18 protein-coding genes are annotated in these 21,744 nt (G+C 45.0%); all 18 read left to right on the forward strand.

The annotated features are described in order from the left end of the window. Window positions 1-29 precede the first annotated feature (29 nt). The 18 genes from rfbF to JGK39_RS09710 all read left to right on the forward strand — a co-directional run bounded on the left by rfbF (window position 30) and on the right by JGK39_RS09710 (window position 21,732). Complete coding sequence (rfbF, locus tag JGK39_RS09625; protein ID WP_293296268.1) at window positions 30-806, forward strand: glucose-1-phosphate cytidylyltransferase; 777 nt, start codon at window positions 30-32, stop codon at window positions 804-806. Window positions 807-1,066: 260 nt separating this feature from the next. Next, window positions 1,067-2,968: a hypothetical protein gene (locus tag JGK39_RS09630; RefSeq protein WP_293302421.1), complete on the forward strand. Its 1,902-nt coding sequence runs from the start codon at window positions 1,067-1,069 to the stop codon at window positions 2,966-2,968. A gap of 149 nt (window positions 2,969-3,117) precedes the next feature. Then, complete coding sequence (locus JGK39_RS09635) at window positions 3,118-4,665, forward strand: PfkB family carbohydrate kinase (RefSeq protein ID WP_293296264.1); 1,548 nt, start codon at window positions 3,118-3,120, stop codon at window positions 4,663-4,665. Between the two features lie 4 nt (window positions 4,666-4,669). Then, window positions 4,670-5,245, forward strand: a complete 576-nt coding sequence (locus JGK39_RS09640; RefSeq protein WP_293296262.1) for an HAD family hydrolase — start codon at window positions 4,670-4,672, stop codon at window positions 5,243-5,245. A 245-nt stretch (window positions 5,246-5,490) separates the two neighbouring features. Beyond that, on the forward strand, window positions 5,491-6,480 hold the full coding sequence (locus JGK39_RS09645; RefSeq protein ID WP_293296261.1) for an SDR family oxidoreductase: 990 nt from the start codon (window positions 5,491-5,493) through the stop codon (window positions 6,478-6,480). A gap of 8 nt (window positions 6,481-6,488) precedes the next feature. After that, the gene (locus JGK39_RS09650; RefSeq protein WP_293296259.1) at window positions 6,489-7,304 is read left to right on the forward strand and encodes a transketolase; all 816 of its coding nucleotides are present in this window, start codon (window positions 6,489-6,491) and stop codon (window positions 7,302-7,304) included. Between the two features lie 92 nt (window positions 7,305-7,396). Beyond that, a complete protein-coding gene (locus JGK39_RS09655; RefSeq protein WP_293296257.1) occupies window positions 7,397-8,344 on the forward strand; it encodes a transketolase C-terminal domain-containing protein in 948 nt (315 codons plus the stop codon). A gap of 121 nt (window positions 8,345-8,465) precedes the next feature. After that, window positions 8,466-9,272: a sporadic carbohydrate cluster 2OG-Fe(II) oxygenase gene (locus JGK39_RS09660; RefSeq protein WP_293296255.1), complete on the forward strand. Its 807-nt coding sequence runs from the start codon at window positions 8,466-8,468 to the stop codon at window positions 9,270-9,272. Continuing rightward, entirely contained in the window at window positions 9,265-9,729 is a 465-nt protein-coding gene (locus JGK39_RS09665) for an LIC12192 family sporadic carbohydrate cluster protein (protein WP_293296253.1), read from the forward strand. The genes JGK39_RS09660 and JGK39_RS09665 overlap by 8 nt, the downstream gene beginning before the upstream one ends. A 3-nt stretch (window positions 9,730-9,732) precedes the next feature. Then, a complete protein-coding gene (locus JGK39_RS09670) occupies window positions 9,733-10,338 on the forward strand; it encodes a hypothetical protein (RefSeq protein WP_293296251.1) in 606 nt (201 codons plus the stop codon). Beyond that, window positions 10,332-11,387, forward strand: a complete 1,056-nt coding sequence (locus tag JGK39_RS09675) for an aminoglycoside phosphotransferase family protein (protein ID WP_293296249.1) — start codon at window positions 10,332-10,334, stop codon at window positions 11,385-11,387. Before JGK39_RS09670 ends, JGK39_RS09675 begins: the two co-directional genes overlap by 7 nt. Before the next feature lie 6 nt (window positions 11,388-11,393). Continuing rightward, window positions 11,394-12,056, forward strand: a complete 663-nt coding sequence (locus tag JGK39_RS09680) for a class I SAM-dependent methyltransferase (protein ID WP_293296247.1) — start codon at window positions 11,394-11,396, stop codon at window positions 12,054-12,056. A gap of 60 nt (window positions 12,057-12,116) precedes the next feature. Next, the gene (locus tag JGK39_RS09685; protein ID WP_293296245.1) at window positions 12,117-13,112 is read left to right on the forward strand and encodes a GDP-mannose 4,6-dehydratase; all 996 of its coding nucleotides are present in this window, start codon (window positions 12,117-12,119) and stop codon (window positions 13,110-13,112) included. A 73-nt stretch (window positions 13,113-13,185) separates the two neighbouring features. Continuing rightward, window positions 13,186-15,828: a tetratricopeptide repeat protein gene (locus JGK39_RS09690; RefSeq protein WP_293296243.1), complete on the forward strand. Its 2,643-nt coding sequence runs from the start codon at window positions 13,186-13,188 to the stop codon at window positions 15,826-15,828. 51 nt (window positions 15,829-15,879) lie between these two features. Further along, on the forward strand, window positions 15,880-16,806 hold the full coding sequence (locus JGK39_RS09695; RefSeq protein ID WP_293322123.1) for a tetratricopeptide repeat protein: 927 nt from the start codon (window positions 15,880-15,882) through the stop codon (window positions 16,804-16,806). 11 nt (window positions 16,807-16,817) lie between these two features. Beyond that, window positions 16,818-18,062, forward strand: a complete 1,245-nt coding sequence (locus tag JGK39_RS09700) for a tetratricopeptide repeat protein (protein ID WP_293322126.1) — start codon at window positions 16,818-16,820, stop codon at window positions 18,060-18,062. A gap of 36 nt (window positions 18,063-18,098) precedes the next feature. Beyond that, complete coding sequence (locus tag JGK39_RS09705; protein WP_293296238.1) at window positions 18,099-20,438, forward strand: TIGR04372 family glycosyltransferase; 2,340 nt, start codon at window positions 18,099-18,101, stop codon at window positions 20,436-20,438. 178 nt (window positions 20,439-20,616) lie between these two features. After that, the gene (locus JGK39_RS09710) at window positions 20,617-21,732 is read left to right on the forward strand and encodes a tetratricopeptide repeat protein (protein WP_293322129.1); all 1,116 of its coding nucleotides are present in this window, start codon (window positions 20,617-20,619) and stop codon (window positions 21,730-21,732) included. The last annotated feature ends 12 nt before the right edge of the window (window positions 21,733-21,744 follow it).

Raw genomic sequence — 21,744 nt, forward strand, 5'->3', positions numbered from 1 at the left:
TAGTTGATGACGTTTAAAACTGTGAAAAAATGCAAGTAGTTATACTGGCCGGCGGTTTGGGTACTCGTCTGAGAGAAGAAACAGAATTCCGTCCTAAGCCCTTAGTTGATGTGGGCGGGCGACCGATTATTTGGCATATTATGAAGACCTATGCCCACTACGGTTTTCGGAACTTTATTGTGTGTTTGGGCTATCGCGGCAACATGATTAAGGAATATTTCCTGAATTATGAAGCGATGAATAATGATTTTACTATTTGCTTGGGTCGCCAAAACCAGATCACCTATCACGAGGCACACCACGAGCAAGATTTTAAGGTGACACTGGCGGAAACTGGCCCCGACACCATGACTGGCGGGCGCGTGAAACGTGTGGAGAAATACATCCCTGAGGATACCTTTATGGTGACATACGGTGATGGAGTGGCTGATATCGATATTGGGGCGCTGCTGGATTTTCACAAGTCTCATGGTAAGCTGGCAACTGTTAGTACAGTGCGTCCCATATCTCGATATGGTATTTTAGATGTGGACAAACAAGGCAAAGTTCTAGAATTTACCGAAAAACCTCAAATAGATGGCTGGGCAAGTGCAGGGTTTTTGGTACTTCACCGCAGCATATTTGAAGATTTGAACGGGGATGATTGTTTTTTGGAGCGAGAGCCGCTGGAGCGGTTAGCGGCGGAAGGGCAATTGATGGCTTACCGCCACGAGGGTTTCTTTTTTGCGATGGATACTTACCGCGAGTATAAATATTTGAACGAACTTTGGGATAATGGAGAGGCTCCTTGGAAGGTGTGGGAATGAGTGAATTTTGGCGCGCACTTCGCTCGCACGCAATCCACGTCGAAGTCCAAAGCCAATAGGAAGCTAACGAAAGCCGAGCAGATGTTTATATACCGTTACTGTATCTAGGACAAGTTAAGACAGCTAAATTTTATAAGTTGTGGTGCCATCGGGAACTATAATGGCTGGTTGAACGTTAAATTTGATAGTCCCGCCGAGAAGTCCCTATGTTCAGCGTTAGCTGCGCCGGACAACTTGAGAATTTGCTTTTTGAGGAAAAAATGAGTAAGTGGACAAGAACCTTTACTTTTAAAGGTAAAGAGCTATATTACAATCGGATAAAATTTAATAATCCTACCGAAAGAGCTGTAGAAATTTCTATTGCATTTGATTTTATTGCCAATCTGGAAAATCCTCAAAAAATCCTAGAAGTGGGCAACGTACTCTCCCACTATGAAAATTCATTGAGCGAAAATCTGGGGATCAGATCGAGACGAATTATAGATAAATTTGAAGTCGATCTCGGTGTAGAAAACGAAGACTTGATGAGCCTGCAATCAAGAGAAAAATATGACGCCATAGTATCAATTTCTAGTGTAGAACACGTAGGGCAAGGCGACGATCCTTCGGGAGGCTACGGCGAACAAACAGAGTCCCGGGATTTGGAAGCTCCGCTGAAGGCGATAGCCAAAATATACGACCTGCTCGCTATTAATGGAAAAGCCTTGATTACCGTTCCTTTTGGCAAGCTTACAGATGCAGAATGGTACATTCAGTTTAGCAAAGAGTATTTAGAGGTTTTATGGAAAAAATATGGGATGCCGAAAGATGCTATATCGGCAAACTATTTAAAGCTAATAGATAGAGAAACAGCCGACGAGAAGCATTATATGCTTTGGAAAGAAGTAGATGTTCGAGAACTTAGCGAGAGCGAATACGGATGGCCTTTGTCACAGGCAAATTCAATTGCAATAATAGAATTATCCAAGGTTTCAAGCGACTTTAATCTTAATTTAAACGTAGAAGCAACTGATTTATATTACAATATGACCTACGAACAGCGGAGAGAGTTTGAACAGTGCAAAGCGCAACTGCATCAGAGTCAAAGAGAGTTGGCGCAGTCACAGTCGCAACTATATCAAACTCAGGCAGAGTTAGAGCAATCTCTGACAGAACTGAATCAAACTCAGCAAGAGTTGGAAGTAATTCAAGGTCAAATTTATCCTGTTCAGGGAGAATTGGAACTGGCCCAAGCTCAAAGTTATCAAACTCAGGAAGAGTGCGATCGATTTCAGGCGCAACTACATCAAGCTCAGGAAGAGTTGGAAAAACTCCATCCCCAACTGCATCAGACTCAAAGCGAGTTGGAAATATCCCAGTCACAACTGCACAAAGCTCAGGGAGAGTTGGAATTAACCCAAGCTCAACTCTATCAAACTCAGGAAGAGTGCGATCGATTTGAGTCACAAATGTATCAAGCTCAGGAAGATTGGGAATCAACACAAATTCAACTGCATCAAATTCAGGAAGAGTTGGAATCAACCCAAATTCAAATACATCAAATTCAGGGAGAATGGGAACTATCCCAAGCCGAACATCATCAAACTAGGCAAGAATTGGAACTATCCCAATCCGAACACGATCGAACTAGGCAAGAATTGGAACTATCCCAAGCCGAACATCATCAAACTAGGCAAGAATTGGAACTATCCCAATCCGAACACGATCAAACTAGGCAAGAATTAGAACAGTCACAGTCGCAACTGCACTCGACGCGGCAAGAATTGGAACAGTCACAGTCGCAACTGCACTCGACTAGGCAAGAATTAGAACAGTCACAGTTGCAACTCCACAAAACTGCGGGGGAATTAGAAAAATGGCGTTTTCAGGAAAGTGCTGTCAAAAATGCAGAGGAAAATAAGCCTGTACAGTACGGTGTCCTAGTATGGGAAGCCTGGTATGCTTATAACAATGGCGATCTGCCTGGGATGTCTCAATCTCTACAAAAATCTTTGAATTGTACGCCTTTTTCTTCAACAGAAACAGTTGTAAACTGGTTAGAAACTTTTGGTAAGTTTGCATTAGAAAATGGCGCATACTTCGATACCAATTCCCTGAGCAAGTCACCGGAATGGAAAGAATTAATGAGGCGTGTCGTTACCGTTAAAACTCGGGTAGGGTGAATGTAGGTGCAGGTGGTGGGAACAGTAGGATTAAGCGAGGAGTCTTCTGTTTAAAATAACTAACTGCCGAAAAGCCCCCCGCAAGGGCAGTATAGCGCGGGTAGGCAAGAAGACGGTCAAAATTGAAAATTGTACAACTTATTTCAAAGATGCTGACAAAAAATACCGAAAAATATCTTGATTTTGAAACCTGTAAAGAGGTGCTTGCTAATTTCCGAGAACAGAACCACAAGATAGTTCTCTGTCACGGCGTGTTCGATTTGCTGCACCCCGGTCACATTGCCCACTTGCAGGAAGCTAAAGCACTCGGAGATTTGCTGGTAGTTTCTATTACCGCAGCACAGTACGTCAATCGGGGTCCGGGAAGACCGATATTTTCCGATGATTTGCGCCTTTATTCACTGGCTTCTCTCGGTTGCGTAGATTACGTGCTGTTGTCTCCCGTGGCTACAGCGCTAGAGGTTATAGATAGAGTGCAGCCTGCTTTTTACTGCAAAGGTCACGAGTATTCGGACCACAGTAAAGATGTTACCCAAAATATCGATCGGGAGGCCGATCGAGTTAAAGCTTACGGCGGTGAAATTTCCTACACGGGCGAGATTGTTTTTAGCTCGACGAAGCTGCTAAACAACTATATGGATGTTTTGCCGCCCCAGGTAAAAACCTATGCCAGTCAGTTAAGCCAGCGATACCCTTTCGAGGAAATTAGAAAGGGCGTTGATGCCATGCAGAAGCTTAAAGTTTTAGTTGTGGGCGATGTAATTATTGATGAATTCTATCACTGTACCGTGCAGGGATTGACATCGAAAGGGAGAGTCATTTCGACGCGCTTTGTGAAAAAAGAACAGCATCTAGGGGGTTCTTTAGCCATCGCGCGCCACATTGCGAGTTTTGCAGACTCGGTGACAGTCGCGGGCGTTGTGGGGAACGAGCCCGAGATTCACAGCTTGATTTTGAATAACATTAATGGCGGTATCCGGCTGGATTTGCAATATGAAGACGGTTCGCCAACTGTAGTCAAACGCCGTTATATCGAGCGGCAAGGAATGAGAGAAGATTACACAAAACTTTTTTCGATTAACTATTTGGAAGAAGAGGAACCTTCTCCGATTCAGCGGCAAAAACTGTTAGAGCGCTTGCAGAAAACAATTGGGGATTATGACCTGGTTGTAGTAGCGGATTACGGTCACGGATTGTTAGATCCGGCGCTGATGGAATTGGTGCAAAATAAAGCTCGATTTTTAGCTTTGAACTGTCAAACTAATAGTGCCAATCATGGTTACAATTTAATTACTAAATACCAGCGAACGGATACGTTTTGTTTGGACTTACAAGAACTCCGCCTTGCTTTTTCCAGCCGTCACGGAGACCATTCTTATCTGTTGAAGCGCTTGCACGAACTTCTAGGCGCTCAGCAAGGTTGGCTGACTTTGGGATCGTCTGGTTCGTTGGGAATAAATGCTAAGGGAGAAGAAGATTTGAGCCCGGCGATGACGCTGGCAGTTAAGGATACAATTGGGGCGGGAGATGCGTTTTTTGCTCTGGCAAGTTTGAGTGCTAAGTTGGAATTACCTTTAGCTGTAGGGTCGCTGTTAGGAAATTTGGCGGGGTCGATGGCTGCTAATGTTTTGGGCAATGCTGAACCGGTGGAAAAAGGCCGCTTGTTGAAATTTGCAACCACGCTGTTGAAATTCTAGTAGGATGATGGGTAAATTAGTGAAGCCGGAAGCTATTTTGTGCGATCGCGACGGCACTCTCATTCAAGATTGTCACTTTCTCAGGACGCCCGACCAAATAGAATGGATTCCAGGGGTGTTGGCGGCGCTAAAAATATTGAAGGAACTGCAAATTAAAGTGCTGGTGCTGACAAATCAGTCAGGTGTAGCCCGAGGCTATTTCCCAGAGGAAGCTGTGAACGCAGTTAATGATAAAATGCGGCGGGATGCTGAGGCGGCGACGGGGGCGATCGCAGATTTTTATTTCTGTCCCCACCACCCGCAAGGTCAAGTTATCCAGTATACTTGCGTTTGTGAGTGTCGCAAGCCGTCGCCTGGGTTATTTCTTCAAGCGATCGCCGATCGTAGTTTAGACCCGACGCGATGCTGGGCGATCGGGGATAGACTCAGGGATTTAGAGCCTGGTTTGCAGTTAGGTATGAAAGCCTTTCTGGTTAAAACTGGCTATGGAATACAGGAACAGCAAGACTTGTCTAAATCTCTTTTTTCCGAGCAAATAACGGTAGTTTCGTCACTGCCCGAAATTATTGATTTAATCTAAAATGAGAGTGATTATCCGCCGTCAAAAATGTTGAATGTAACAGATTCAGTGGGATAATTAATATTAGACATCTAGAAAAGAGCCAGTCAAGGACTTATTAACCCGCACGGGTAGTCAGAAACCGGGTTTTTTACCGAATCTGCGATGCTCCCACGAAGTATTGCTGTGAAAAAACCCGGTTTCTCGGCCCCAATGCGTCCAGGACTACCAAGGTCAAAATAATTGAGGAATTGAGGGTGAATCAAATGCAACAAGTTTTAGTCACAGGCGGAGGGGGTTATGTGGGGGCTGTTCTAGTTCCTAAACTACTTCAAGCTGGATATCGAGTTAAGGTTGTGGATTTGTACATTTATGGAGAAGATGTTCTATCCTCCGTCAAAGATTATCCGGGGTTAGAAGAAATTAAAGGAGATATTCGCGATCGCGCCCTTTTGGAAAAAATTATGCCGGGATGCGATGCAGTCATCCACCTAGCTTGCATTTCCAACGATCCGAGTTTTGAATTAGATCCGCAATTGGGTAAATCGATCAACTACGATGCTTTTGTTGACTTAGTAGATGTCGCTAAAAAAAGTGGAGTAAAGCGGTTTATTTATGCTTCTTCTTCCAGCGTTTACGGCATCAAAGAAACCGAAAATGTCAGCGAAGAATTGGCGCTAGAACCTTTAACAGATTACTCCAAATACAAAGCAATGTGCGAGGAGGTATTGCTAGCAAACCGCGAACCGGGGTTTGTTACCTTGATTTTGCGGCCGGCGACGGTGTGCGGTTATTCGCCGAGATTGCGGCTGGATTTGACAGTGAATATCCTCACCAACCACGCGGTTAATAACGGTAAGATTACAGTATTTGGCGGCGGACAAAAGCGACCGAACATTCACATTGAAGATATGACAGATCTTTATATCAAGTCGCTGCAATGGCCGGATGAGGCGATCGACGGCAAAATTTTCAACGCGGGTTATGAAAATCATACCGTGATGCAAATAGCTCAAATGGTGCAAAATGTGGTAGGGAAAGAGGTAGAGATTGTCACCACGCCGACAGACGACAACCGCTCCTATCACATTTCATCGGAGAAGATCAAGCAAGAATTGGGATTTGCGCCGCAGCACACAATTGAAGATGCCGTGCGGGATTTGGTAAAGGCTTTTGAGGCTGGTGCGATTCCAAATTCAATGACTGATAGCAGTTATTACAACATTAAGACGATGCAAGCTTTAAATTTGAAATAAAGAAAGTTATGGATATTGCCCAGCTCGAAGCGACTGCGAGTAAAATTCGCGGTAAATTGGTGGAACTTTCCCACAAAGCTCGCACGGCGCATTTAGGTTCTTCCCTGTCTTGTGCTGATATTTTAGTAGCAGCTTATTGGGGAACTTTAAACATCGATCCCCAGGATTCAGAAAATCCCGATCGCGATCGCCTGATCCTCAGCAAAGGACACGCAGCGACAACGCTTTACGCCACCCTCGCAGCAGCGGGATTTTTCCCGCAAGCGTTGCTGGATACCTATGCTGAGCCTGGTAGCAACTTGCCAGAACATCCCAGCGTTAAATGCGTTCCGGGGGTAGAAGTAGCTACTGGTTCCCTCGGGCACGGGCTGTCTGTAGGGATTGGAATGGCGCTGGCGGGACGCATTCAGAAACGCTCTTACCGCGTGTTTGTAGTGATGAGCGACGGCGAATGCAATGAAGGTTCTGTTTGGGAAGCGGCGATGTTTGCGCCTGCTCAAAAACTGGATAATCTGGTTGCGATTATTGATTACAATAAGTGGCAAGCTACCGGGCGCAGCAATGAAGTTATGGCCCTTCATCCTCTAAAAGAAAAGTGGGAAGCTTTCGGATGGAGTACCTGCGAAATTGACGGTCACGATATGGCTGCTTTGGTGGATGCGTTGCGTAACGTGCCCGATCGCAGCGGCAAACCGATTGCTATTGTTGCTCATACTGTGAAAGGAAAAGGGGTTTCTTTTATGGAAGATGATAACAATTGGCATTACCGGGTTCCGAATGCTGAAGAAGTTGTGAAAGCTCAGGTGGAACTTCAGCTTTTATAGCAATTTTCCTCGGATTTTGATTGAACCGCAGAGGGCGCAGAGGGCGCAGAGGAAGAGAAGAGAGAGTTTGCAAATAATGAGGGGATTGCTAGATGAGAAATGAATTTGCTGCTGAATTGAGCGCGATCGCTGCTGAGGACGATCGAGTGGTTTTGCTATCTGGAGATATTGGCAACCGCTTGTTTGATAAATATAAAGCTAGTTTTCCCGATCGCTTTTATAACTGCGGCGTTGCTGAAGCTAACATGATGAGCGTGGCGGCCGGCATGGCAATGTCCGGCCTGCGCCCGATTACTTATACCATTACACCTTTCACTACAACTCGCTGTCTGGAACAAATTCGGGTAGATGTTTGCTATCACAAAGCGCCGGTGATTGTGGTGGGAGTTGGGGCGGGTTTGTCTTATGCGGGAAACGGGCCAACTCACCATTCTTGTGAAGATATTGCCATTCTTCGGACGCTGCCAAACATGACGGTGATTTGTCCGGGCGATGCTTGGGAAGTGCGATCGGCGATGCGGGCTTGTTTGCAGCAGGATAATCCGGCTTACATTCGCATGGGGAAGAAAGGTGAGCCTCTGGTGCATGAGGGGATGCCGGATTTTGAAATTGGCAAAGCAATTGTGATGCGCCAGGGAAGTGATGTTTGCTTGCTCAGTACCGGCAATATGCTGCCGAATGTTTTGCAAGCTGCTGAGCAACTCGGCAAACAGGGTGTTTCCGCGCAAGTTGTCAGCTTCCACACTGTCAAGCCTTTGGATGGAGAATTGCTCGATCGGGTGTTTTCCCGGTTTTGGGTGGTGGCGGCGGTGGAGGAACACAGTATCGTCGGGGGCTTCGGAGGTGCTGTGGCTGAGTGGATGAGCGATCGCCCCCCTCAAAAAGCGCGCCTGCTGCGAATTGGCGTTGCAGACAAGTTCTTGCACGAAGCGGGAGAGCAAGAATACGCTCGCGAATATTTTGGTCTTACTCCAAGCGCGATCGCGGACAAAACTTTTCAGATGTATCAGGCGATCGCGCCCCTGCAAGTCAAAGCATGAAAATAACAGCCGTTAAAACGGTTTGTAGTGCGGACTTTAGTCCGCAGGAAGATGCGGACTAAAGTCCGCACTACAAACGTGACACGATATAAGTCCTATTTTATTTACAGGCTCGAAAGCTATGAACTTTCTAGGAAAAAGAGAAACAGACTTAAGTGCTGCTTTCATGCAAAACGGCTATATCATCCAGCCCTGCGAAAATCTATCGGCTCTGGATAAAATCAGAAACAAAACAGTAGATTTAGCAGTTAACTTTTTAGAAGTCCCGCATCCTGAAGATGCGGGAAAATTTTTAGATGAAATTGCCTCTCTAGTACCAGTCGAAAAACTCAACTCTTTTCGACTGCATATCATATCAGGTTTAATAAAGCAACCGTGGTTTCGGGAATCTTATTTTTCCTGCGCTCGTTCCCTAGTAGAAATTCTTGTCGGCAACGAACTCGCCATGCAGCGCAATATCGGTTTGAGCATTCAAATGCCTGGGGATGACAGTTCTTTATTGCCCCTGCATTCTGATAGTTGGGGTTCGGAATGTTCGCCGTTTGAGGTAGTATTGTGGATTCCTTTAGTTGATTGCTATCAAACAAAAAGTATGTTTTTGTTGCCGCCGGATGCTGATGCTAAATGGCGGGAACAAGTCAAGAATTTTGCAGGCAAAGGCACGGAAAGTCTTTATCGAGCGATCGAGCCGGAGCTTGAATGGTTGGAGGTTCCCTACGGCAAGGTTGTTTTATTTACTCCTACTGTGATGCACGGCAATCGAGTCAACCGAGAACCTACAACCCGATGGTCGATGAATGTTCGATTTAAAGGCTTATTTACGCCTTATTCTGATAAACGCTTGGGGGAATATTTCGGTCCGATCGCCGTGCGTGCTGCCTCAAAAATCGGGATGAAATTCACGATGCCGGGGGGATTTAATGAGTGAGAAATTAGGTTATCGCGGTTACATTGTCAGCCGTCCAGTCCGGGGAGTAAGTTACCCGCACCGCGTGCAAAATTTGGTGGTTCGCGACTTCGCCGCACGGCACAATTTACTTTACAAACTGAGTGCAACTGAATATGCAATGCCTGGATGTTACATGATGTTGTCGGATGTTTTGGCAAATCTGCCACAACTGGAGGGCATAGTTTTATTTAGCTTGTTTGTGTTGCCCCAAAAAACCGAGGCGCGATGGGAAATTTACGATAAAATTTTAGATGCCGGCTGCGAGTTACACGCAGCTTTAGAAGAAATGGTTCTGAAAGATCGCAGCGACATCGAAGATTTTGAGGAAACGATTCGGGCTGTTTTAACTTTACCTCATACGCCAATGGGGGGTTATTATTGCAAGTCAGAATATCCAAAAATTAACGATTTTTTTCTACAAGCTACTGGGGAGTAAGCCATGTTAATTGGTGTTGATTTCGACAATACGATCGTCCGTTACGATGAGTTGTTTCACCGCGTGGCTGTGGAAGAAAACTTAATTCCCGCGTCGGTACCTGTTAGTAAAGAGAAGGTGCGGGATTATTTGCGATCCTTGGGGAAGGAGGAGGATTGGACTAAAATGCAGGGCTTGGTTTACGGAGCTCGGATGCAAGAAGCTGCGGCATTTCCCGGCGTTTTGGAGTTTTTTGCGCGCTGCGTCAAGCAGCAAGTGCCTGTCTGCATTGTCAGTCACAAAACTCGCTATCCTTATCTGGGACATCCTTGGGATTTGCACGCGGCGGCGCGGGGCTGGCTGGAAAGTCAAGGTTTTTTTGATGCTGAGCGCATCGGTCTGTCGCCCGATCGAGTATATTTTGAATTGACTAAGCAGGAAAAATTGGCACGAATTGGCAAGAACGGGTGCACTCAGTTTATTGATGATTTGCCGGAATTTTTGACAGAAGCGAATTTTCCTGCTGGGGTCGATCGCATTTTGTTCGATCCGCAAAACCACCATTTATCGGGACATCCTTTGAGCCGCGCTGCTTCTTGGGCCGAAATCGAACAGTTAATTTCATGCTGACAGACTTTTCTCTAAGTTCGGAAACGCTTTATGCAGCAGCCGTTGATTTGATGGCGGCGGCGGGATACTGCGGGGAAATCAGTCTCGAAACTTTGGCTGGGGGCGGTAACAATCGAGTTTTTCGCGTTGCTGCTTCAAAAGCGAGTTTTTTGCTGAAGGCTTATTTTCAGCATCCTGACGATCCGAGAGATAGATTGGGAACTGAGTTTGCTTTTTCGCGCTTTGCTTGGGATAATGGGGTGCGAGGATTGCCGCAGCCCATCGCCTGCGATTCCCAAAACAATCTCGCCCTTTACGAGTTTGTGGGAGGACGGCAATTGCAGCCGGATGAAGTGACGGAAGCAGCGGTAGAAAGGGCGATCGATTTTTACCGAGATTTGAATCGCTGCAAGCTGTTGTCGCCAGCTCGATTTCTCCCGAAAGCTTCGGAAGCTTGTTTTAGTATTCGGGAACATTTGCAGTGCGTGGAACGTCGCTTGGAAAGACTCAAAACAGTCGGCGGTGCTACTGAATGCGATCGATCGGCTGCTGATTTGATCCGCAATCAACTTTGTGATGTTTGGAGTCGAGTAACTGAGTTAGTTGCAGGGCGATCGAGTCAATTGGGTTTAACTCCAGATGCCGAAATCCCTCAACAGGATAAGTGTTTGTCGCCTTCAGATTTTGGCTTCCACAACGCTATTTCAAGCAAAGAAGGCGAGTTAAAATTTATTGATTTTGAGTATGCAGGATGGGACGATCCTGCTAAAATGGTTTGCGACTTTTTTTGTCAGCCTGCGGTTCCGGTGTCGGGGAATTACTATGACAAGTTTGTGGAAAAAGTAGTTTCAAATCTGTCGGATTCAGAAATGCACCGGCAGCGCATGGCAATTTTATTGCCCGTTTATCGAGTAAAATGGTGTTGCATCATTTTAAACGATTTTCTGCCAGTAGGTAACAAGCGGCGCAACTTTGCTCGCAGTGCTGATGTGGGAGAATCTCGGAAGGTGAGACAATTACAGAAGGCGCAGCTCGTCCTGCAAGATTTGAGCCAAGCATTGGCTACCTAATATAAAATGGCTGATATTGATTTTCTCTCGACAGTTCACAAGCGGACTAAACGGGATTATTTGGGGCGGGTGAACGAGTTTCCGAAAGCTGAGGCGGCGAAACTCGCTAAAAAGTTCGATCGCGATTATTGGGATGGCGATCGTAAAGTTGGCTACGGCGGCTATCATTACGACGGTCGCTGGCGAACCGTGGCTGATGCTATGGTCAAACACTATAATTTAAAGGCGGGCGATCGCATTTTGGATGTCGGGTGCGGCAAGGCTTTTTTACTCTACGACTTCACGCAAGCTGTACCGGGAGTCGAAGTAGCCGGGATTGATATTTCTGAATACGGAATTGCTAGCGCTAAGGAAGAAGTGCGTCCGTTTTTGCAAGGGTGCAGCGCGACGGAACTTCCCTTTGCAGATAACAGCTTCGATCTGGTGATTTCTCTCAATACTTTACACAATTTGTATTGTTTCGAGCTCGATCGAGCTCTGCGGGAAATCGAAAGAGTTGGCAACGGGAACAAATATATTGTGGTAGAGTCCTATAGGAACGAAGAAGAAAAAGCTAACCTGCTTTACTGGCAGCTAACTTGTGAAAGTTTCTATACGCCGGATGAGTGGCAGTGGTGGTTCGATCGCTGCGGCTATACGGGAGATAGTTCTTTTATATACTTTGAGTAACAGGGAGAATTCAGTCGATCGGACCATCAAAAATACAGCGAATAACAGGGGAAATTATTAATGAGTCCGCGCAAAATAGCAGTGCTTGGCAGCAATTCTTTTTCAGGAAGCGATTTCGTTGACTTGCTTCTAGAAGACGGTGAAAATGAAGTTTTGGGCATCAGCCGCTCTCCAGAGAAAGGGCCACTTTTTTTACCGTACCTGCGCCGTACCAACCCGAGTTTTAAGTTTCATCAATTGGATTTTAACCGGGATATGCCGCAGATTTTACAGGTGCTTGACGAGTTTGCACCGGAATATATTGTTAATTTTGCGGCTCAAAGTGAAGTAGCTCCGAGTTGGTTGCATCCCGATCACTGGTTTCAAACGAATACAGTGGCATTGGCTCAGTTAATTAACCACTTAAAAGACCGGAAATACTTGCAGCGTTACGTTCATATTTCGTCTCCCGAAGTGTACGGCACTTGTGAAGGAAATGTGACAGAATTATCTCCGATGAATCCTTCTACGCCTTATGCTGCTTCTAAAGCGGCGGCGGATATGCTGCTTTCTACTTATTATAAAAATTTTCAGTTTCCTTTGGTGACAGTTCGTGCTACAAATGTTTATGGAGCTTACCAGCAGCTCTTTAAAATTATTCCGCGATCGGTGATTTACTTAAAGTTGGGTAAAATCATTCAGTTGCACGGCGGGGGACGGGCGGTGAAGTCGTACATTCACATCCGCGATGTCTCGCAGGGGGAATTGGCGGTGATGGAAAAAGGACGAGTTGGCGAGATTTATCATTTGTCTCCCGATCGCGGGTATGCTGTCTCTGAGGTAGTTGAGACTATTTGCGAGGCTGCGAATTTGTCCTTTGCTGAAGCTACCGAGAGCGTGGCGGAAAGGTTGGGGCAAGATGCCGCTTACGTGATAGATTCTAGTAAGGCTCGCAGCGAGTTGGGATGGAGTTCGCCGATCGGCTTGACAGACGGTGTCACTGGTGTCATCAACTGGGTAGAAAGTTTTTGGGATGAAATTTTGCAGCAGCCTCTAGATTACGTTCATAAAGCGTAGTTAAGGCAAACACTTATCTATTACTAAAAGCGGCAAGAAAAGCCAAATATTTAGGGGAAACATGGGTAAAGCAATGACTGCAAGTTATTTTGATGCTGCTAACAAACTGAAGCTGGAAGGTAAATTTGAGGAAGCGATCGCCTTTTATCGCTCTGCTATTGAGGAGAATCCCAACTTTTACTGGTGTTACCACAATTTAGGGGAAGTTTTGGCTAAATTGGGGCGCTGGGATGAGGTAGTAAATGCTTGCAGTCGGGCGATCGAACTCAATCCTAATGCGGCTTGGTCTTATTACCATCAAGGGGAAGCTTTTGGTAAATTGGGTAGGTGGGATGAGGCGATCGCGTGTTTGGAAAAAGGTCTCGATCTGGCTCCCGAGGAGATGGAAATTCAATCGAGTTTGGCTGTGGCGTTGCAGCAGAGAAACGAGCGGGATAGAGAGCGGGCGATCGAGATGTATCGGCGGGCGATCGAATTAAATCCCGATTCGGTGGCAGCTTATAAAAATTTGCTGCAACTCCAGCCAGAAAATTGGGAAGTTTGTTTGCAACTAGCCCATATTTTAGTACAACAAAACAGGATAGAAGAAGCTAGGGAGGCTTATCAAAAAGTCATTGCGATCGAACCCGATTGCTTGGCCGCTTACCAAAGCCTGCGCCCCCTGCAACCTGAGAATTGGGAACTGTGGTTGCAGTTAGGAAACCTTCACGAGAAACGCGGGGAAAATGAGTCAGCTCGAATAGCTTACTACAACGCGATCGCCCTCGCTCCAGAGTCTGTTGAACTCTATCAAAAATTGGTGGCGATCGAGCCGGAAAATTGGGAACTCTGGCAGCAGCTAGGAAAGTTATTAGTCAAGCAAAATCGCACGCAAGAAGCAGTAAAAGCTTACGATAGGGTTATTGAAATCAATCCAAATGCAGTAGAACAAGCTTATCGGGGCTTATTAGAAATTGACAGCAATAACTGGGAAAAATGGTGGGAGTTGGGGAAGGTATTAGTAAAGCAAAATCGAAATCTGTCAGCAATACAAGCTTACAAGCGGGCGATAGAAATAAACCCAAATGCCGTAGAAATTTATCTCAACATCCTAGAAATTGAACCGCACAATCGGGCAATGTGGCAAAAGTTAGGAAAGCTGCAACTGCCACAAGAGTTGCGGGAAGAAGCAGCAGCAACTTACCGCCGCATTATTGAGTTAAATCCCGGTGAAGTTGCTGCTTGCGAAAGCTTGTTGAAACTAGAGCCGGATAACTGGAAACTCTGGGGAGATTTGGGAAAACTATTAGCCGAGCTTCAGCAGCCCGGAAATGCTGCTGAGGCTTATCGCCGAGCAATAGAAGTAAATCCAGAATATGTAGAAGCTTATCAAAAATTATTGGAAATCGACAGCAATAACTGGGAAAAATGGTGGAAGCTGGGGAAGGTATTAGTCAAGCAAAATCGAACGGCGGAGGCAGTAAAGGCTTACGAGCGGATTATTGAAATGAATCCCTGCTTGGTGCAAGTTTATCACGACCTGCTTGAAATTGAACCGAATAATTGGGAAATGTGGTGGAAATTAGGAAATGAATATGCAAGAACGAATAATTGGAAACAGGCAATAGAAGCCTACGAAAAGCTGAAAGCTATTAACCCTAAATTAGCAGAAGCACACTGCGCATCGAGTAAAATACTGGCACGGAATGGAGAAATCGATCGAGCCATTGAGAGTTACGAACGAGCCATTGAAATTAAACCATATCTGGTAAAACAAATTGCCCAACTGATAGGGCAAGTGCGGAACTCTAATCAACTAGAGCGAGTAGTTGAATGCTATCAACGAGTTGTAGAAAACCATCCTTGCTCTGCGGAGTTTATGTTTGAAATGGGTCGCTTGCTGATGATGGAAAGCAAGCGCGAGCGGGCAATGTATAGCTTTTATAAGGCAAATCAAATCAAATATTCCCAAAGGCAGCTCCGGGGAGAATTAGGAACGTTTGTTGGATGTTGCCTGCCTAAGTCGGGGACTGTATATATTAGAGAGAGTTTGTCGAAAGGGTTAAATTTACCACATTTATCGATAGACCTCAGCAGTGGAGGGATAAATGATTATTATTTGTCTTTATCAACTTCAGAAAATTTCTCCGATTATATCAATAGATTAGTAACATCAGGTGTCTGGCTCGAACACGCAAATCCTTCCGAGTGGAATATGTTTGCAATTAGCCTAATGATAGATAAACTAATGATTAATGTGCGCGACCCGCGTCAAACAATTCTATCTTGGATAGCTCACATGAATAGAGTGAGATTGGCAGGAAATCAAATAGAGCTATTTAGAAGTTTCAAATATCCAGAAAAATATTTTTGGATTACCTTGAGTGAAAAAATTGATTGGGAAATTAAAAGCGGATTTTTGCCTTATGCTATTGAGTGGATACAAGGCTGGCTAGATGCTGAAACAAATTCATTATTTCACCCTAAAATTCTCTTTACCAAATTTGAGGATTTGGCAACTAATCCCCAGAGTTTTTGGGAATCTATTTTAGAATTTTATGAAATAGAAAAAACGCAATTTACTTTTCCCGCACCTCCAAAATTTCAGGAAGGTACTCACTATCGAAAAGGAAGGGTTGATGAATGGCGGGAAGTGTTTACTCCCGAACAGGCGGAACTAGCATCTAGCATGATTCCACAACGACTGCTGGATAGATTTGGCTGGTCGGCCAGATAATAAATAATTGCTGAATTAGATATTTTGTAAGGTAAGAGCTTCGAGAAATAAATGACTGTTAACTATTTTCAATTGGCAAACAAACTCAAACATGAAGGAAAATTAGAGGAAGCGATCGCCCATTACAACCAGGCGATCGATCTCAATCCTGACTTTTATTTGTCTCACCACAACTTGGGAGAAGCTTTGGCGAAAGTTGGGAGGTGGGATGAAGCAGTCAAATGTTACAGTCGCGCTATAGAAAGAAATCCTAACTCAGCTTGGTCTTATTACAATCAAGCCGAAGCCTTCGCTAAATTGCAACGATGGTCCGAAGCGATCGCCTGTTATCAAAAAGCGCTGGAGATGAAGCCCAATGAGTCGGAAATTATTCAACCAGATTACTGGGAATTCTTCTATCAGTTAGGCAATTTCTACCTGCAACGATCGCGACAAGCAGAAGCAAGAGCAGCTTACGATCGCGCGCTTCAAATCAATCCCGATGCTGTAGAAGTTTACCAAAGCTTGCTGCAACTTCAACCCGATAACTGGCAACTTTGGCAGCAGTTAGCCAATCTATACCTCAAACAAAAGAATCTTGAAAAAGCCAGAGAAGCTTACCTGCAAATAATCCAACTCAATCCCGACGACGTAATAGCCTACGAAAAACTGCTACAAATAGATCCAGAAAATGCAGAAATATGGTGGCAGTTGGCCGATATTTACGCAGCCCAGAATCGGATCGAGCCAGCAAAAAAAGCTTACTTGCAAATAATCAAACTCAATCCTCTGGATGTAACAGCTTATGAACAACTGCTAGAAATCGAGCCAGAAAATGCAGAAATATGGTGGCAGTTAGCCAATATTTACGTGACGGGCGATCGGGCACAGGAAGCAAAAACAGCTTACTGGCAAATAATCAAACTCAATCCTCTGGATGTAACAGCTTATGAACAACTGAAATCGAGCCAGAAAATGCGGAAATATGGTGGCAGTTAGCGAATATTTACGTGACGGGCGATCGAGCCGATCGAGCAAGAGAAGCCTACCTGCAAGCAATAAAAATCAATCCTAATTTTTATGAAGCCTATAATGATTTAGGTAAATTGCTATTCGCGCGGGGTCAAGTTGCTGAGGCAATAGCAATTATCCAACAAGCGATCGCCATTAATCCCAAATTAGCAGCAGCTTACTACAACTTGGGAAATATCAGATTGCAGCAAAGTAAATTCGATTTGGCAATTCAAAGCTACGAGCAAGTGGCTGAAATTCAACCGGATTTAGCAGAAGCGCTGCTGAAGCTAGTGCCTTTCCTGCGAATCAATAACGAGCTTGACAAAGCAACTTATTGCTGCCAGCGAGTCGTGGAAATTAACCCTAACTCTGTAGAAGGTAACTTCCTGCTGGCAGATTTATTAATCATGCAGGGCCGGCACGATGAAGCGCTGCGCCGTTATTATCGCTCAAATAAAGTTAAGTTCGCAGCAGCCCGATCGCGCGGCGAAATCGGTGCTATTTGTCTGTGCGCTTTACCGAAATCAGGAACAGTCTACATTGCTAACGCTTTGCAAAAAGGGTTAAATATCCCCGGATCGCCGACGGATTTAGTGGGGTGCGTGCCGATAGGTTTATTGGATTATTATTGGCAAATAAAATCGCCAGAAATATATACAAAACCAGTATCGTGCGTCATCACAGTTCATACGAATCCTCACGAGTGGAATCAATTCACAACAATGCGGATTGCAGACAGACTGCTGGTGAACGTTCGCGATCCGCGTCAAGCGCTTTTATCTTGGGTGGATCATCTCAACAGAACTCAACAATCTAGGGACGTACCAACTCAGGAAGAATTATTTTTCAAATTTAAATGTTGTCCGGCGGATTATTTCTCTCTGTCAATTAGCGAGCAAATAAGTCATGAAATAGAAAGCGGATTCTTGCCCAAGGCTATTCAATGGATAGAAGGGTGGCTGGATGCGGAAGAAAATCCATCATTTTATCCGGAAATACTCTTTACTAAACACGAAGATTTAGTAAGCGATCCTAAAGCTTTGTTTGAGTCTATCCTAAATTTTTACGAGCTGGAAAAGTCAAATTTTCCTTTGCCCGAACCGCCCAAATTCATGGAGGGTACTCACTATCGAAAAGGACGGGTTGACGAATGGCGGGAAGTGTTTTCGCCCCAACAAATCGAGAAGGCTTCGAGTTTGATGCCAAAGCGTCTGTTGGAGAGATTTGGATGGCAAGCATAATTAAGTGGAAAATATAGATACAGTTGAGGTAAAGTTATGAATCAAGAGTTTCTGCAGAAAAATCTGAGTTTTCAAATAGCAAACAAGCTCAAACATGAGGGTAAATATGAAGAAGCGATCGGCTATTATCAAGATGCTATTAACGAAAACGAGAATAATTATTGGCACTATCACAATTTAGGAGAATGCTGGGAAAAAATAGGCAGATTTGAGGAGGCTGTGAATTGTTACGATCGCGCCCTAGCGCTCCACCCCAAATCGGCTTGGACTCGCCACAATCTAGGAGATATTTGGCTAAAAATGGGCGATCTTTCCCGGGCGATCGTCGAATACCACAGCGCTAGCGTTCTGAACCCGGATTTTTATGGCTTTCACAAAAAGCTGGGCGAAAGCTTGTACAAACTTGCCCGGGAAGTAACGTTAGAAAATTTAGGGGAATCTTTACAAACATACAGCAAACTAGCGGAAAATATCCGGTCGATAGGTCAGAATGCTGAATCTATAAATCAAATAAGTTATGTCGGCAACGAAGGCTTTTTAGAAACAAGCAGCCAACAGAGCGACGCAGATTTTATCCAAAAAGTATATTTAACTTATCTGAAACGCGAGCCAGATCCCGACGGCAAAAAGCACTTCCTTCAGTATCTGCGCCAGGGCACAGAACGCCGGCAAATAGTTGCTGAGATTCAAGAATCGCCAGAATGTAAGTCTTTAATAATTTTCTTAATCAAATCAGCATATCTTCAAGAAGCGATCGCAGCCTACCGCCACCTAACGGCTCTGAAACCAAATTATTATAAATATTCCGAACTCTTGGGAGAGGCCTTGACCCATTGGGGAAAAGCGCTAGAAGAGCGGGGTCGCACGGATGAGGCAATAGATATTTACCAACAAGCGATCGGCTATTGCCACAGCTTGGCAAATGCACATTACGATCGCGGCAGCCTGCTCGCGCAAGAAGGTCGATTCGCCGAAGCGCTGGAAAGTTACCAGAAAGCAATGAGCCTCAGACCTGATTGGCAGGAAGCATATTATCTAAAAGGCATTGCCCTCGACGAACTAGACCGTCACGATGAAGCGATAGCTTGCTGGGAACGGATGTTCGAGATCGAGCCAGACTGGCTGCAAGCATACATTATTATTGGAGCGAGATTTTGCTTGCGCGGGCAAAGCGAACAGTGGCGGAATATGCTTGTCAGAGCGCATCAAGTACAGCAAAAATTGGCTCGATCGCACGATCTCGATCGCTTAAATGTGCGGTTTTTATCTAATATTTGGACAGCGGCGATCGGTCACATAGCTTTGATAGATTGGCATCTAAAAATGCAAGCCTTGGGCTGGCTTTCACCTCACCGCCGGCAGTTGTTGCTCAAGCCAAATCAGCACATTGCTAACCCTCATTTTCTTAACTACTGGCGCCCTTATATAGAAATGGTTTCGGAACCAGAAATTCAAGAGCAATGCTCTAACAATGCGCGATATCTCGAAGAGAGTTTGTACTCGGTTACTTTAGCGAATGGAGAAACCATGCTTTATACTGAGGCAGGAGCCGCAGTACAAAAACAATGGGAATTGGAAGGGCGTTCTCCGTTGCTCTCGCTGTCAGATTCCGATCGCGAGGCAGGGTGGCGCTGTTTGCAATCTTTGGGCGTACCTCGAAATGCTTGGTTTGTTTGTTTGCACGTTCGGGAGGATGGCTTTAACGGCGGATACCATCAAGGACTAAAATGTCAGAAATACCGCAATGCTGACATTAATACATATCTGTTGGCGATCGAGTCGATCGTCGCTCGCGGTGGGTGGGTAATTCGCGTGGGCGATACCACAATGCAGCCGTTGCCCGCCATGAAGCAGATAATTGACTATGCTTGCACCGATGTTAAAAGCGATTGGATGGATGTGTTTCTCTGTGCTGAGTGTCGGTTTTTTATCGGCACGAGTTCGGGACTTTGTTTTGTACCTTCTATTTTTGGAGTCCCCTGCGCTTTAACAAATTGGGTACCTTTAGGAGCCTTCCGTTCTTGGTACAGTCAAAATATTTTGATTCCCAAGCTTTATTTCTCTGAGAGCAAACAGCGTTTGCTGACATTTGCTGAGTTAATCCCTCCTCCGGTGGGTCATGTTTTCAGTACCCAGGTGCTTGCTGATATGGGCATTACGGTAGTAGATAATACCGCCGAAGAAATTAATGATGTTGTTGTGGAAATGCTGGAACGTTTGGAGGGGAAAGTTGAGTACGCAAAAGCAGATGAGGACTTGCAAAATCAATTCGCGACGCTGGCAGACAGTTATAAGTGCTACGGATCGAGTCGCATGGGAATGAATTTTTTGCGCAAGTACGCTGGGCTGTTGCCGGCCCGGGGCGATCGAGCATAAACAAATCGGGAAGTAGCTTTTCTGTTAAACTATGCACGGGCCGATCGGCAAAAAGCTAGCAGGCGATTGTTTCCGAAAAACCGAACCATTTTTTGAGAACTCGATTTGTCACCGACAATAGTTTGACTTGTTGGGAATTTAAGCAGTACACAATACAGCCGAAGGGAAAGCAAGCATTATGGCAATTGGAATCACGACATTGGATTTTTACTCAATTCTGATCGATCGAGGCTACTTCAAAGATTTAAAAAGTGTTTGCGAACTCGGTTCTCAGGAAGTGGTAGTTAGAAACTGGGAGGATTTTGCATCTCGCGTCCCTCAAGTCGAGCCATTAGTAGAAGGTTTTGACCCCAGTAACCGTCAAACAATCGCCGCTAAGTTTTTCTACGAAAAGTTGGGATTCGAGCTGTACAAATGTATAGATACTGATGAATCGCCCGATGCTCTGGTTTTCGATCTAAATAAAAGCTTTAAGGAAACCTACGGATACTCGCAACAATTCGATCTCGTCACCAATCACGGCACTTCCGAACATTGTTTCCACCAATATCAGTGCTTTAGCAACATACACGATTTATGCAAAGTCGGTGAATTAATGATTCATTGTCTGCCATTTCAAGGCGCGCTAAATCACGGTTTTTATAACTATCATGCCTCTTTCTTTATGTGGCTGGCTGCTGCAAATAACTATCAATTATTGTCCCTGGTTGTCACTGAGGCGAATGTAACATCTCTCATACCGTATAGCGATTATATTGTCAGGTCGTTAGTCACTTGTTCTCAAGAACACCGATTAATTTTTGTTGCTTTCCAGAAACTCGATGACATAGAATTTCGCGTGCCTTATGACGGTCAATATCTCTCGAACACTGTTTCACCAGGTGCTATAGTAAGTGAATACCGAGCTTATCAAAAAAGCTCGAGCGATTATATAAATAGAGGCAATCAATTAGTTGAGTCAGGTCAAATTGAAGAAGCAATTTTTGAATACCAGCAAGCGATTATAACTAATATATACGCTTGGAACGGATATATACTGATGGGAGTTGCCCTGCAAAAATTAGGTCAGTTGGACGAGGCGATCGACAGCTATCGAAAAGCGATATTGTATCACCCTAAATCCGCAGAAGCCAACTATCGCCTCGGAGTCGCACTGCAACAGCAGGGGAAACTAGAGGAGGGAATGGAAAGCTGCAAGCGGGCGATCGCCCAACTTCGATCGAGAAACATACTTTCTAAAGTATTGCAATATTTGAGAAGGGGTCATTATGGGAATTGGCATCACAACATTTAATTTTTACTGTTT

Source organism: Microcoleus sp. PH2017_12_PCY_D_A, assembly GCF_020738565.1.
Taxonomy (GTDB): Bacteria; Cyanobacteriota; Cyanobacteriia; order Cyanobacteriales; family Microcoleaceae; genus Microcoleus.

Bases quoted from the DNA above. Each gene is read 5' to 3' on its own strand.
- JGK39_RS09690 (WP_293296243.1), top strand. From the start codon at position 13,186: ATGACTGCAAGTTATTTTGATGCTGCTAACAAACTGAAGCTGGAAGGT.
- JGK39_RS09645 (WP_293296261.1), top strand. From the start codon at position 5,491: ATGCAACAAGTTTTAGTCACAGGCGGAGGGGGTTATGTGGGGGCTGTT.
- JGK39_RS09710 (WP_293322129.1), top strand. From the start codon at position 20,617: ATGGCAATTGGAATCACGACATTGGATTTTTACTCAATTCTGATCGAT.
- JGK39_RS09675 (WP_293296249.1), top strand. From the start codon at position 10,332: ATGCTGACAGACTTTTCTCTAAGTTCGGAAACGCTTTATGCAGCAGCC.
- JGK39_RS09660 (WP_293296255.1), top strand. From the start codon at position 8,466: ATGAACTTTCTAGGAAAAAGAGAAACAGACTTAAGTGCTGCTTTCATG.
- JGK39_RS09670 (WP_293296251.1), top strand. From the start codon at position 9,733: ATGTTAATTGGTGTTGATTTCGACAATACGATCGTCCGTTACGATGAG.
- JGK39_RS09640 (WP_293296262.1), top strand. From the start codon at position 4,670: ATGATGGGTAAATTAGTGAAGCCGGAAGCTATTTTGTGCGATCGCGAC.
- rfbF (WP_293296268.1), top strand. From the start codon at position 30: ATGCAAGTAGTTATACTGGCCGGCGGTTTGGGTACTCGTCTGAGAGAA.
- JGK39_RS09650 (WP_293296259.1), top strand. From the start codon at position 6,489: ATGGATATTGCCCAGCTCGAAGCGACTGCGAGTAAAATTCGCGGTAAA.
- JGK39_RS09680 (WP_293296247.1), top strand. From the start codon at position 11,394: ATGGCTGATATTGATTTTCTCTCGACAGTTCACAAGCGGACTAAACGG.
- JGK39_RS09705 (WP_293296238.1), top strand. From the start codon at position 18,099: ATGAATCAAGAGTTTCTGCAGAAAAATCTGAGTTTTCAAATAGCAAAC.
- JGK39_RS09665 (WP_293296253.1), top strand. From the start codon at position 9,265: ATGAGTGAGAAATTAGGTTATCGCGGTTACATTGTCAGCCGTCCAGTC.
- JGK39_RS09635 (WP_293296264.1), top strand. From the start codon at position 3,118: ATGCTGACAAAAAATACCGAAAAATATCTTGATTTTGAAACCTGTAAA.
- JGK39_RS09685 (WP_293296245.1), top strand. From the start codon at position 12,117: ATGAGTCCGCGCAAAATAGCAGTGCTTGGCAGCAATTCTTTTTCAGGA.
- JGK39_RS09630 (WP_293302421.1), top strand. From the start codon at position 1,067: ATGAGTAAGTGGACAAGAACCTTTACTTTTAAAGGTAAAGAGCTATAT.
- JGK39_RS09655 (WP_293296257.1), top strand. From the start codon at position 7,397: ATGAGAAATGAATTTGCTGCTGAATTGAGCGCGATCGCTGCTGAGGAC.
- JGK39_RS09695 (WP_293322123.1), top strand. From the start codon at position 15,880: ATGACTGTTAACTATTTTCAATTGGCAAACAAACTCAAACATGAAGGA.